Source organism: Neisseria sp. P0019.S002, from assembly GCF_051957155.1.
Taxonomy (GTDB): Bacteria; Pseudomonadota; Gammaproteobacteria; order Burkholderiales; family Neisseriaceae; genus Neisseria; species Neisseria perflava.
Map to the genome: position 1 here is coordinate 17,000 of NZ_JBQCWS010000006.1, position 12,331 is coordinate 29,330.

11 protein-coding genes are annotated in these 12,331 nt (G+C 50.4%); 9 read left to right on the top strand and 2 right to left on the bottom strand.

Going from position 1 to position 12,331, the window contains the following annotated elements; translation table 11 throughout:
• Positions 1-149: 149 nt before the first annotated feature.
• The 3 genes from ACTHTY_RS09365 to nagZ all read left to right on the top strand — a co-directional run bounded on the left by ACTHTY_RS09365 (position 150) and on the right by nagZ (position 4,486).
• A complete protein-coding gene (locus ACTHTY_RS09365) occupies positions 150-1,649 on the top strand; it encodes a DegQ family serine endoprotease (protein ID WP_440367358.1) in 1,500 nt (499 codons plus the stop codon).
• A 133-nt stretch (positions 1,650-1,782) separates the two neighbouring features.
• The gene (locus tag ACTHTY_RS09370) at positions 1,783-3,303 is read left to right on the top strand and encodes a Na+/H+ antiporter NhaC family protein (RefSeq protein WP_440367360.1); all 1,521 of its coding nucleotides are present in this window, start codon (positions 1,783-1,785) and stop codon (positions 3,301-3,303) included.
• Between the two features lie 97 nt (positions 3,304-3,400).
• Positions 3,401-4,486: a beta-N-acetylhexosaminidase gene (nagZ, locus tag ACTHTY_RS09375; RefSeq protein ID WP_440367361.1), complete on the top strand. Its 1,086-nt coding sequence runs from the start codon at positions 3,401-3,403 to the stop codon at positions 4,484-4,486.
• 78 nt (positions 4,487-4,564) lie between these two features.
• On the opposite strand, the gene ACTHTY_RS09380 is transcribed toward nagZ, so the two are convergent.
• A complete protein-coding gene (locus ACTHTY_RS09380; protein ID WP_063069220.1) occupies positions 4,565-5,311 on the bottom strand; it encodes an amino acid ABC transporter permease in 747 nt (248 codons plus the stop codon).
• A 327-nt stretch (positions 5,312-5,638) separates the two neighbouring features.
• Here ACTHTY_RS09380 and trhP point away from each other — a divergent pair, with 327 nt between their 5' ends.
• On the top strand, positions 5,639-6,994 hold the full coding sequence (gene trhP, locus ACTHTY_RS09385) for a prephenate-dependent tRNA uridine(34) hydroxylase TrhP (protein ID WP_440367362.1): 1,356 nt from the start codon (positions 5,639-5,641) through the stop codon (positions 6,992-6,994).
• A 63-nt stretch (positions 6,995-7,057) separates the two neighbouring features.
• Here the strand turns inward: trhP and hemC are convergent, their stop codons facing one another.
• Positions 7,058-7,993 carry a hydroxymethylbilane synthase gene (gene hemC, locus ACTHTY_RS09390; RefSeq protein ID WP_141745143.1) on the bottom strand — a complete coding sequence of 312 codons (936 nt, stop codon included), beginning with the start codon at positions 7,991-7,993 and terminating at the stop codon, positions 7,058-7,060.
• A gap of 118 nt (positions 7,994-8,111) precedes the next feature.
• On the opposite strand from hemC, the gene ybeY reads away from it, so the two are divergent.
• From ybeY to ACTHTY_RS09415, 5 genes are all read left to right on the top strand, one after another.
• Positions 8,112-8,627 (top strand): rRNA maturation RNase YbeY, encoded by a 516-nt coding sequence (ybeY, locus tag ACTHTY_RS09395; RefSeq protein ID WP_285071157.1) that lies wholly within the window; start codon positions 8,112-8,114, stop codon positions 8,625-8,627.
• Position 8,628: 1 nt separating this feature from the next.
• Complete coding sequence (locus ACTHTY_RS09400) at positions 8,629-9,471, top strand: HlyC/CorC family transporter (protein ID WP_440367364.1); 843 nt, start codon at positions 8,629-8,631, stop codon at positions 9,469-9,471.
• Positions 9,468-10,205, top strand: a complete 738-nt coding sequence (locus ACTHTY_RS09405; protein ID WP_440367366.1) for a methionine ABC transporter ATP-binding protein — start codon at positions 9,468-9,470, stop codon at positions 10,203-10,205. Before ACTHTY_RS09400 ends, ACTHTY_RS09405 begins: the two co-directional genes overlap by 4 nt.
• 1 nt (position 10,206) lies before the next feature.
• Complete coding sequence (locus ACTHTY_RS09410; protein ID WP_440367368.1) at positions 10,207-10,893, top strand: methionine ABC transporter permease; 687 nt, start codon at positions 10,207-10,209, stop codon at positions 10,891-10,893.
• A gap of 198 nt (positions 10,894-11,091) precedes the next feature.
• Positions 11,092-12,003 (top strand): MetQ/NlpA family ABC transporter substrate-binding protein, encoded by a 912-nt coding sequence (locus tag ACTHTY_RS09415; RefSeq protein WP_440367370.1) that lies wholly within the window; start codon positions 11,092-11,094, stop codon positions 12,001-12,003.
• The last annotated feature ends 328 nt before the right edge of the window (positions 12,004-12,331 follow it).

The following is a 12,331-nucleotide window of genomic DNA, read 5'->3' on the forward strand; positions in this document are numbered from 1 at the left end:
TTTTTTCATTTAAAATGAAATGCTTGAAAAAAAACCGTTAAAGTGTAAAAATCCTACCTTATACATTTAAACAGCATTCAAACAATAAAACTGCCTGCCGGCTCAAACGCATGCCGACAATACGATAGGCACCGGCAAAAGGAACTTTCGTGCACATTAAAACAAACACATATCTGGCCCTTGCTGTCCTCTCAGCTTCCCTTCTTTCAGGTTGCGACAAAGTCAGCACCTTTTTTGGCAAAGACGAAAACAAAGAACTCGTCCAACGCATAGAAACCAATACCGATGACGGAAAAGTCGGTATGTTGCTGCCCGACTTCGCCCAACTGGTGCAAAACGAAGGACAGGCCGTCGTCAATATTCAAGCGACACCGGCAAAACGCTCTGCGACACCGGATGACGATCACAGCATGGATCTGAGCCAATTCCCCGACAACGATCCGTTTTACGAGTTCTTCAAGCGCCTTGTTCCCAATATGCCCGACATGCCGCAAGAAGATACCGAAAGCGACGCTTTGAATTTCGGTTCCGGCTTCATCATCAGCAAAGACGGCTATATCCTGACCAATACCCACGTAGTTGCCGGCATGGGCAACATTAAAGTCCTGCTCAACGACAAACGCGAATACACGGCCAAACTGGTCGGCTCAGACGCCCAATCCGACGTTGCCCTCTTAAAAATCGAGCCGCAAGAAGACTTGCCGGTTGTCAAAATCGGCAATCCGAAAGATTTGAAACCGGGCGAATGGGTAGCCGCCATCGGCGCGCCTTTCGGCTTTGACAACAGCGTAACTTCAGGCATCGTCTCCGCCAAAGGCCGCAGCCTGCCGAATGAAAACTACACGCCGTTCATCCAAACCGACGTTGCCATCAACCCCGGCAACTCAGGTGGCCCGTTATTCAACCTCCGCGGCCAAGTAGTCGGCATCAACTCGCAAATTTACAGCCGCAGCGGCGGTTTCATGGGCATTTCGTTTGCCATTCCGATTGATGTTGCCATGAATGTGGCCGAACAATTAAAAGCCAACGGCAAAGTCCAACGCGGCCAATTAGGTGTGGTTATTCAAGAAGTTTCTTACGATTTGGCCAAATCTTTCGGTTTGGACAAAGCAAGCGGCGCACTGATTGCCAAAATCATGCCTAACAGTGCGGCACAACAAGCCGGTTTGCAGGTTGGCGACATCGTACGCAAAGTTAACGGCGAAGAAGTCCGCGCTTCCAGCGATTTGCCGGTCATGGTCGGCTCGATGATGCCGGGTAAAGAAGTGACTTTGAGCATCTGGCGCGGCGGCAAACAAACCGATGTCAAAGTCAAACTTGGCAGCGCAGCCGAACAAACGGAAACTTCTGCAAAAGAGGCTGAACACCCGCAACACGATGGCGGCCATGACGGATTTACCGTTGAAAACGCAGGCCTGACTTTGCAGGTTGAAAACGCAGACGGCAAACAACGCTTAATCGTTCTGCGCGTTAGCGGTGCGGCCGAACGTGCCGGCCTCAAACGCGGCGACGAAATCATTGCCGTCAGCCAAATCAGCGTCAATGACGAATCCACTTTCCGTAGCGCATTGGAAAGCTCAGGCAAAAACGTACCGCTTTTGGTACAACGCGAAGGCAATACTTTGTTCCTTGCGCTAAATCTGCAGTAGTCCGATTTTTCAGACGGCATGATGATGTGTTAGATGATAAAATACCCATCTGTCAGAGGCGGTGGGTATTTTGTTATCCGTCTTCCAGTTTAGGCCGTCTGAAAATATTTCACCGCTTATATACAATATAATTATGCAACTTATTAATTATTCAAATTCTATTTTATCCATCGTCCCGGCAGCCATTGCGCTCGCCTTGGCCATTGCCACGCGCCGTGTATTGCTGTCCCTAGGTGTCGGCATTATCGTCGGCTCATTCCTGCTGGTAGGCGGTAATCCACTTGATGCTTTGGTTCACTTGAAAGACATGGCAGTCAGCCTGACTTGGGCGGACGGCGATTGGTCTTTGGGCAAACCCAAAATCCTGCTTTTCTTGGTGCTTTTGGGGATTTTCACTTCCCTGCTGACGCATTCCGGCAGCAACCAAGCATTTGCCGATTGGGCAAAACAGCATATCAAGGGCCGTCGCGGTGCGAAGCTGCTGACCGCCTGTCTGGTATTCGTTACCTTTATTGACGACTATTTCCACAGCCTTGCCGTCGGTGCGATTGCCCGCCCTGTGACCGACAAATTCAAAGTTTCCCGCGCCAAACTGGCTTACATCCTTGACTCCACTGCCGCACCGATGTGCGTTTTGATGCCTGTATCCAGCTGGGGGGCATCGATTATTGCTACTTTGGCAGGCCTTTTGGTAACTTACAACATCACAGACTACACACCAATGGGCGCATTCGTGGCCATGAGCCTGATGAATTACTACGCCGTCTTCGCATTGATTATGGTGTTTGTCGTAGCTTGGTTCTCCTTCGACATCGGCTCTATGGCCCGTTTGGAACGCGCCGCTTTGAATGAAATTCATGATGAAACCGTTGAAACAGGCCATCCCAACGGCCGCGTATTCGCGCTGATTGTGCCGGTTTTGGTACTGATTGTCGCCACGGTTTCCGCCATGATTTACACTGGCGCACAAGCTTCTGAGACCTTCTCTTTGCTCAGCGCGTTTGAAAATACCGATGTGAACACTTCCCTCGTGTTCGGCGGTACTTGCGGCGTATTGGCCGTCATCCTCTGCACCATCGGTACCATCAAAACCAGCGACTACCCTAAAGCCATTTGGCAGGGCATCATCTCTATGCGTGGCGCCATTACCATCTTGATTTTGGCATGGATCATCAGCACCGTTGTCAGCGAGATGCACACCGGCGAATATCTCTCCACTTTAGTGGCAGGCAATATCCACGCAGGCTTCCTGCCCGTGATTTTGTTCATGCTCGCAGGTGTGATGGCCTTCGCTACCGGCACAAGCTGGGGTACATTCGGCATCATGTTGCCGATTGCCGCCGCTATGGCCGTCAAAGTCGAATCATCGCTGATTATCCCTTGCATGTCTGCCGTAATGGCCGGTGCCGTATTTGGCGACCACTGCTCGCCAATTTCCGACACCACCATCCTCTCTTCTACTGGCGCACACTGTAACCACATCGACCACGTTACCTCGCAATTCCCTTACGCGCTGACCGTAGCCGCGTCTGCCGCCTCAGGCTACCTCACACTGGGCATGACCGGCTCCGCACCTTTAGGTTTTGTGGTAACCGGCATCGTGATGGTTGTGTTGATTCTGATCTTGAAAGACAAGAAAAAAACAACTGCCTAATTCAAAACCAATATTCAGACGGCCTGAGATATTCATACACTCTCAGGCCGTCTGAACATAACGATTATCCAATATATACATTATTCAGGACAAAACAATGAATACGCCTCATCTTCCACGTGGCCCAGTCATGGCCGACGTCGCTACCTATCATCTGACCGAAGAAGAAAAACAACGCCTGCTCGACCCTGCCGTCGGTGGCGTTATTTTGTTCCGCCGTAACTTTGAAAACGTTTCCCAGCTCAAAGCTTTGGTTCAAGAAATCAAAGCCGTCCGTACTCCTGAACTCATCATCGCCGTCGACCACGAAGGCGGACGGGTTCAACGTTTTATTGACGGCTTCACCCGCCTGCCGGCCATGAACGTATTGGGCGAAATTTGGGACAACGAAGGCAAAGAAGCCGCCTGCGCCCAAGCAGAACAAGTCGGCTGGGTTTTGGCAACCGAACTCTCCGCCTGCGGTATCGACCTATCCTTTACGCCTGTATTGGATTTGGACTGGGGTCAATGCGCCGTCATCGGCAACCGCAGTTTCCACCGCGACGCCAACATCGTGACCCAGCTTGCCCTTGCCCTGCAAAAAGGCCTGAACAAAGGTGGCATGAAATCTTGCGGCAAACACTTCCCCGGCCACGGCTTTGTCGAAGGCGACAGCCATCACGTCCTGCCTTGCGACGAACGCAGCCGCGAAGCGCTAGAAGCCGCCGACCTTATCCCCTTCCGCGCACTGAGCCAAGCAGGCATGGCCGCAGTCATGCCTGCCCACGTCGTATACCCGCAAATCGACAGCCAACCTGCCGGCTTCTCCGAAAAATGGCTGAAACAAATCCTGCGCCAAGAAATCGGTTTTAACGGTGTTATCTTTTCAGACGACCTGACCATGGAAGGCGCATGCGGTGTCGGCGGTATTAAAGAACGCGCCCGACTTTCTTTTGAAGCAGGCTGCGATATTGTACTGGTGTGCAACCGCCCTGACTTGGTAGATGAATTGCGAGACGGTTTCCACGCACCGGCAAACGCTGACTTGGCAGCACGTTGGCAATACATGGCCAACACATTAACCGTACAAGAAGCTGCCGACATCATGGCAACCGAAGCATTCCAAGCCGCCCAACAGGCAACTGCCAAACTGGCAACGCCCAAAGACATCGCAGGCGGTGTCAAAGTCGGCGAAGCATTCTGATTCAAGGCCGTCTGAAACATTGACGGCAAATAAAAAAAGGAAGACTTGAAAAGTCTTCCTTTTTTTAATTCAAACCGATTAGCGGTGTTGCGGATTGTAACGGCTTTCCAATCGCAGGAATACCCAACCCAAAAAGCTTGTCAGCACCAAATAAATCAACGCGATTGTATAAAGCGGCTCTTCATAAACAGAATAGCGGCCGGTAATCGTGCTTTGTACATAAGCCAACTCTGCCACGCCGATGACAGAAAGCAATGAGCTGTCTTTCAACAACGTAATAAACTCACTGGCCAATGGCGGCAACATACGGCGCAAAGCTTGCGGCAAAATCACATAACGCATCGCCTGAGTATAGGTCAGACCCAAAGAACGCGCAGCTTCCATTTGGCCCTTATCAATCGACTGGATACCAGCACGGAAAATCTCACAAATATACGCACCCGAGTTCGCAATCAACGCCAAAGAGCCGGCAATCAACGCACCATAAGAACGGCGCAAATCAACGGCTGCTTCGCCGCTAATCAGCACACCGTCGGCCGGGTGAACGAAAAATGGGAACCAAACATAAGCCCAAATCACAATTTGTACAAACAATGGCGTACCGCGAAACAGCGTCACATACCAAAAAGAAATCTTACGCAACACCCAAGCCAAGGCACGCATCGGTGCACCGGCTTTTTCCGGATTAATCAAACGCGCCAATGCCAGCAGCAAACCCAAAATTGAGCCGCCTGCCGTTGCAACCACCGTCAGTCCCAGCGTCGTCAACACACCGTATAAAAACATCCAGCGGTATTCATAAATAATGTCAAAACGAAAATCCATAACCCTTCCGTCGGTCAAAATCGGTAACTAATCCGAATATTTTTTAAAATGAAGCTTGATATTTTACAAGAAAATACATTGCTTGAACGGTTTTTTGTTAAATTATTCCGCCCAACCCTGCTTTTTTTACATTTCCAATGAATTGCAGCCCCTTTTCGCCTTTGCACATACAGGACATTTTCCGTATAAAAAACAAAGCGCAAACCCGACACAAAATTGACCGAAACACAAAAACAGCGGATAATCCGCCCATTCTTCAAACATCTTTCAGACGGCCTTCCCTCTTTCCTTGAGGGCCGTCTGAAAACATTTTAAAAAGCATAAAACATGAAAGCACCCGAACTCTTATTGCCAGCAGGTGGCCTCGAACGCATGCGCGCCGCCTATGATTACGGCGCAGATGCCGTTTACGCCGGCAGCCCGCGTTATTCCCTGCGTGCCCGCAACAACGAATTTGCCAAACTCGACGTTCTCGAGCAAGGCATTAAAGAAGCGCACGAGCGCAACAAAAAATTCTTCCTGACCGTCAATACACTGCCGCACAACTCCAAACTCAAAACCTTTGTTTCTGATATGGAGCCTTTGATTGCCATGAAGCCCGACGCGCTGATTATGGCGGATCCGGGTTTGATCATGACCGTGCGCGAAAAATGGCCGGAAATGCCGATTCACCTGTCTGTACAGGCAAACACCACCAACTACTGGGGCGTGAAATTCTGGCAAAACATCGGTGTCGAACGTATCATCCTGTCGCGCGAATTGAGCATGGAAGAAATCGCCGAAATCCGCCAAGAATGCCCCGACATCGAACTCGAAGTCTTCATTCACGGCGCATTGTGCATCGCCTACTCCGGCCGCTGCCTGCTCTCCGGCTACTTCAACCACCGCGACCCCAATCAAGGCACCTGCACCAACTCCTGCCGTTGGGACTACAAAGTTCACAACGCCACTGAAAGCGATGCGGGCGACGCCCAACTTCTGCAAGGTTTCAACTTTGAAAAAGCCCAAGAAGAAGCCAACCAAAACTTTGAAGGCATTAACGGTCAAAAACGCCATCCCTACGCCGACAAAGTTTTCCTGATTGAAGAGTCCAACCGTCCGGGCGAAATGATGCCAATTATGGAAGACGAACACGGCACCTATATCATGAACTCCAAAGACCTGCGCGGCATTGAAGTGGTTGAGAAACTGGCCAAAATCGGCGTGGACAGCCTCAAAGTCGAAGGCCGCACCAAATCGCTTTATTATGTTGCACGCGTGGCCCAGTCCTACCGCAAAGCGATTGATGATGCCGTTGCAGGCCGTCCGTTTGACTACGGCTTGTTGAGCGAACTCGAAGGCCTTGCCAACCGCGGCTACACCAGCGGCTTCCTCGAGCGCCACCAAACTCAGGATTACCAAAACTACCTGACCGGCCATTCCATCGCCAAACAAAGCCAATATGTCGGCCATGTTACCGAAATTGATGAAAACGGCTGGGCAACCATCGAAGTCAAAAACCGCTTCGCTGTCGGCGATTCACTCGAAATCATCCACCCGAGCGGCAACCAAACCATCAAATTGGAACAAATGACCCGCAAAGGCCAGCCTGTCGATGTTGCTCCAGGCAACGGCATTCAGGTCAAGATCCCCAATATGCAGGGCAAAGAAAAAGCTTTGGTTGCGCGGATTATGAATCCTTAAGCATCAACAAAATAAAGGCCGTCTGAAAGTTTCAGACGGCCTTTTTAAATGATCTATGCTGTTTTAAGCCTGTTCTTGCAATACAGCGGCAATCAATTCTTCCGCACCATCATCTGCTAGTTTTTTGGCGACTGCACGACCCAAGGCATCGGCGTATTCGGCTGGGGCTTGCGCGTCCGCCTGCAAAATAACCGAACCGTCAGGATGGCCGACCAAGCCGCGCAAGGTCAGCAAACCGTTTTCTTCAGTGCAATATGCGGCCAGCGGCACTTGGCAGCTTCCGCCCAAAGCGCGCGCCAACGCGCGTTCGGCCGTAACGCAGGCATGTGTGGTATCGTGGTTCAAAGGCTTCAAGACTTCATACAAATCTTCGCGATGCGCTGCAATTTCGATACCCAATGCGCCTTGTCCGGCGGCAGGCAGGCTGTCGGATTCCGACAAAATCATGCGGATGCGTTCGTCCAATTCCAGACGCTGTAAACCGGCGGCGGCCAAAATAATCGCGTCGTATTCGCCGTTATCGAGTTTGGACAAACGGGTTTGCACATTGCCGCGCAAAGGTTTGATGACCAAATGCGGATAGCGCGCGCGCAACTGGGCTTCGCGGCGCAGGCTGGATGTGCCGACGATGGCACCTTTGGGCATTTCTTCCAAACGCGCGTATTGGTTGGACACAAACGCGTCAAACGGATTGGCGCGTTCTCCGATGGCCGCAAGCGCGAAACCTTCAGGCAAATCCATCGGTACGTCTTTAATCGAATGCACGGCCAAGTCGGCCCTGCCGTCATACAAAGCCTGTTCCAACTCTTTGACAAACAAGCCTTTACCGCCGACTTTTGACAAAGTTCTGTCCAAAATCTGATCGCCGCGCGTGGTCATGCCCAAAATCTCGACTTCGCAATCGGGATACAGGGCTTTCAGACGGCCTTGGATATGTTTTGCCTGCCACATGGCAAGCAGGCTTTCGCGACTGGCGATAACGAGCTTTTTCGGGTTCATAATGGTTGCCTGAAAGATGGAAAACGGCATGAAGTCTATCATATTTTGGGCGTTTTTTCAGACGACATGAGGGTGAATATGTTATATTTACGCCTAAAAACCAAATTTTCCGGACAACATGAAACGCGCCAAACAATATCCTTTTTTATCCTTACAGCGGCAACGTTTTCATCTGAACTTTGAAAATGCTTCTTCCGCCGCCAACCTTCCTTCAGAGAACGACTTCTACCGCTGGGCGTGGTCTGCCTTAAAAAACGAATACCGCCGCGCAGACATCAGCCTGATTCTTCTGGACGAAGAAGAAGCCCGCGCCTACAACCGCGACTACCGCGGCAAGGATTACGCCACCAATGTATTGAGTTTCGCGCTCAACGAAGGCGAAATCCTGCCCGACCAGTTTTCAGACGGCTTGTATGGCGATTTGGTAATTTGTCCGCAAGTGGTTTTGAAAGAGGCCGCCGAACAGGGCAAAACACCCGAACAGCATTTTGCCCACCTGACCATACACGGTACTTTACACCTGATGGGCTACGACCACATCGAAGACGATGAAGCCGAAATAATGGAAGCCGAAGAAATCTGCCTGATGCTGGCGGCAGGCTTCCCCAACCCCTACCAAGAGGACGAATATTAAAATGGACGGTACGCAGTCGAAACCCAAGTTTTTCGAACGCCTGATCTCCCGACTTGCCGGCGAGCCCGACTCCGCCGAAGACGTATTGACCCTGCTGCGCCAAGCACACGAGCAGGAAGTTTTTGACGCCGACACACTGACCCGGCTGGAAAAAGTATTGGACTTTGCCGAGCTGGAAGTGCGCGATGCCATGATTACGCGCAGCCGCATGAACGTATTGAAAGAAAACGACAGCATCGAGCGCATCACGGCCTACGTCATCGAAACCGCCCATTCTCGCTTCCCCGTCATCGGCGAAGACAAAGACGAAGTTTTGGGTATTTTGCACGCCAAAGACCTGCTCAAATATATGTTCAACCCCGAGCAGTTCCACCTGAAATCCGTCTTGCGCCCTGCCGTTTTCGTTCCCGAAGGCAAATCTTTGACCGCCCTTTTAAAAGAGTTCCGCGAACAGCGCAACCACATGGCGATTGTCATCGACGAATACGGCGGCACATCCGGTTTGGTCACCTTTGAAGACATCATCGAACAAATCGTCGGCGAAATCGAAGATGAGTTTGACGAAGACGACAGCGCCGACAATATCCACGCCGTTTCTTCCGAACGCTGGCGCATCCACGCGGCTACCGAAATCGAAGACATCAACACCTTCTTCGGCACGGAATACAGCAGCGAAGAAGCCGACACCATCGGCGGCCTGGTCATTCAGGAGTTGGGACATCTGCCCGTGCGCGGCGAAAAAGTCATCATCGGCAGCCTGCAATTTACCATCGCACGCGCCGACAACCGCCGTCTGCACACCCTGATGGCCACACGAATTAAAGAAAACACGGATAAACCATGATTATTCTGGATCACGTCTCCAAACACTATCAAACACGCGACAACAAAGACTTTGTCGCCGTCGAGCCGACCAGCCTCGAAATCAAACAGGGTGAAATCTTTGGCCTGATGGGCTATTCCGGCGCAGGCAAATCCACCCTGCTGCGCCTGATTAATTTATTGGAACGTCCCGACACAGGTATCGTCAGCGTGTGCGGCCAAGAACTGACCGCGCTCAACGCCACGCAACTACGCCACGCCCGACAAAACATCGGCATGGTATTCCAACAGTTCAACCTATTGAGCAACCGTACCGTTGCCGAAAACGTCGCCTTTCCTTTAGAAATTGCCAAATGGCCGTCTAAAAAAATCCAAGCGCGTGTTGAAGAATGTTTGGAAATCGTTGATTTGCAAGACCGTGCCAATCATTACCCGTCCCAACTTTCCGGCGGTCAAAAACAACGTGTCGGCATTGCCCGCGCGCTGGCGCCGCAACCTCAAGTCATCCTCGCCGACGAACCCACTTCCGCCCTCGACCCCGCCACTACGCGCAGCGTTTTGAAGTGTTTGGAAGACATCAACCGACGTTTCAACGTAACCATCGTCATCGTTACCCACGAAATGAGCGTTATCCGCCGTCTGTGCGACCGTGCCGCCCTCTTGGACAAAGGCCGTCTGCTGGAAATCGTTGAAGTACACGGCAACCAAATCCATGCCCAATCCGAAATCGGGCAAGAGCTGATTCGAGAGGACTAATATGGCAGATTTAACATTTGAAAGTGCTGTTGAGACCATCGTCAGCATGAAGGGCGAAATTATCCAAGCCTTGGGCGAAACCTTTATTATGGTCGGACTATCAACTACTTTTGCCGTTATCTTCGGTACGATTTTGGGCGTATTGCTGTTTGTTACATCTAGCCATCAGTTGCACTACAACAAACAGCTGAATTTGTTTTTGGACAACCTGGTCAACCTAATGCGCGCATTCCCTTTCGTCATCCTGATGATTGCCATGATTCCTGTTACACGCGCCATCATCGGTACGACCATCGGCCCGGTTGCCGCCTCATTGGTATTGAGCGTATCCGGCCTGTTCTACTTCGCCCGTCTGGTCGAGCAAAACCTGCGCGAAGTACCCAGAGGCGTGATTGAGGCAGCCTCCTCAATGGGTGCTTCCCCCATGAGCATCATCTGCAAAGTGCTTTTGAATGAAGCGCGCGCAGGTATGGTTTCCAGCATTACCGTACTGGCTATCGGCCTTCTGTCGTACAGCGCGGCGGCAGGTATGATTGGCGGCGGCGGCTTGGGCGACCTTGCCATCCGTTACGGCTACTACCGCTATCAAATGGAAGTCATCATCTTCATCGTTGCCATCCTGGTTTTACTCGTTATCCTGATTCAAGGTATCGGCAACAGATTGGCGCGCAAACTGGACAAGCGTTAAGCAAACAGGCCGTCTGAAATGGACTTACTATTTTTCAGACGGCCTGTTATCTGTTTAGAACATATTAAGATATATATTCCAAATAAATTTACAAAAAACATCCTCATATTTCCAAAATAGATTTACAATCCCTCTTTTTTTGACAGCGGCAGCTTGAGGCCGTCTGAAACCGTTTTATCATCCATCTGGAGCAAAATTATGCGAATCAACCCATTCTTCAAAACCCTTTCTGCTGCTGCGCTGGCCATCGTATTGGCTGCCTGCGGCGGTCAAAAAGACAGCGCACCTGCTGCTTCTGCCGCTTCTTCTGCCGACAACGGCGCAGAGAAAAAAGAAATCGTCTTCGGTACAACCGTCGGTGACTTCGGCGATATGGTTAAAGACCAAATCCAACCGGCTTTGGAGAAAAAAGGCTATAAAGTCAAACTGATCGAGTTCACCGACTATGTGCGCCCTAACCTTGCTTTGGCTGAAGGCGAATTGGACATCAACATCTTCCAACACAAACCTTATCTGGACGACTTCAAAAAAGAACACAAACTCGACATCATTGAAGCCTTCCAAGTACCGACCGCACCTTTGGGTCTGTACCCTGGCAAACTGAAATCTTTGGACGAAGTAAAAGACGGCGTCAGCGTTTCTGCACCTAACGACCCATCCAACTTTGCCCGTGCATTGGTTATGTTGAACGAATTGGGCTGGATTAAACTGAAAGCCAACGTTGATCCGTTGACTGCTTCTAAAAACGATATTGCCGAAAACCCAAAAAACATCCAAATCGTAGAACTTGAAGCCGCCCAACTGCCGCGCAGCCGTGCCGACGTTGACTTTGCCATCGTTAACGGCAACTACGCCATGAGCAGCGGCATGAAACTGACCGAAGCCCTGTTCCAAGAGCCAAGCTTTGCCTACGTTAACTGGTCTGCCGTCCGCACTGCCGACAAAGACAGCCAATGGCTGAAAGATGTAACCGAAGCCTACAACTCTGACGAGTTCAAAGCTTACTCACAAAAACGCTTTGCCGGTTACAAATATCCTGCTGCATGGGGTGAAAACGCAGCTGCAGGTGCTCAAGCCGAAGCTGCTTCTACTGCTTCTGCAACCAAATAAGTAACTTTTTGAAAAAAGGCCGTCTGAACATTCAGACGGCCTTTTTCTATTAATTATCTATTCCCAAAGCTCAAAACAAGTTTCTTGATTAACGCCAAATACTTACATAATTCCCTTTTTAAACCAAATCAATATGTTGTAAAAAAGTTCAATAAGAAATCATGTTTTTATTCAATAGAATCAATCACTAAATGAATTATTCTACTTTTTTATAATATTCACTAGTAATGTTCCGCTTATCCTGATATTATACCGCTCATCTAAAGACATCCGGTTATCTGCATTACAGACCGTTCATCTGAATTGCTTCAAACCACTTTGTCGGATT

What these genes read in the sequence shown, in the direction of transcription:
- hemC (WP_141745143.1), bottom strand. Translation starts at nt 7,993, where the DNA reads ATGAACCCGAAAAAGCTCGTTATCGCCAGTCGCGAAAGCCTGCTTGCC.
- trhP (WP_440367362.1), top strand. Translation starts at nt 5,639, where the DNA reads ATGAAAGCACCCGAACTCTTATTGCCAGCAGGTGGCCTCGAACGCATG.
- ACTHTY_RS09415 (WP_440367370.1), top strand. Translation starts at nt 11,092, where the DNA reads ATGCGAATCAACCCATTCTTCAAAACCCTTTCTGCTGCTGCGCTGGCC.
- ybeY (WP_285071157.1), top strand. Translation starts at nt 8,112, where the DNA reads ATGAAACGCGCCAAACAATATCCTTTTTTATCCTTACAGCGGCAACGT.
- ACTHTY_RS09410 (WP_440367368.1), top strand. Translation starts at nt 10,207, where the DNA reads ATGGCAGATTTAACATTTGAAAGTGCTGTTGAGACCATCGTCAGCATG.
- ACTHTY_RS09380 (WP_063069220.1), bottom strand. Translation starts at nt 5,311, where the DNA reads ATGGATTTTCGTTTTGACATTATTTATGAATACCGCTGGATGTTTTTA.
- ACTHTY_RS09405 (WP_440367366.1), top strand. Translation starts at nt 9,468, where the DNA reads ATGATTATTCTGGATCACGTCTCCAAACACTATCAAACACGCGACAAC.
- ACTHTY_RS09400 (WP_440367364.1), top strand. Translation starts at nt 8,629, where the DNA reads ATGGACGGTACGCAGTCGAAACCCAAGTTTTTCGAACGCCTGATCTCC.
- nagZ (WP_440367361.1), top strand. Translation starts at nt 3,401, where the DNA reads ATGAATACGCCTCATCTTCCACGTGGCCCAGTCATGGCCGACGTCGCT.
- ACTHTY_RS09370 (WP_440367360.1), top strand. Translation starts at nt 1,783, where the DNA reads ATGCAACTTATTAATTATTCAAATTCTATTTTATCCATCGTCCCGGCA.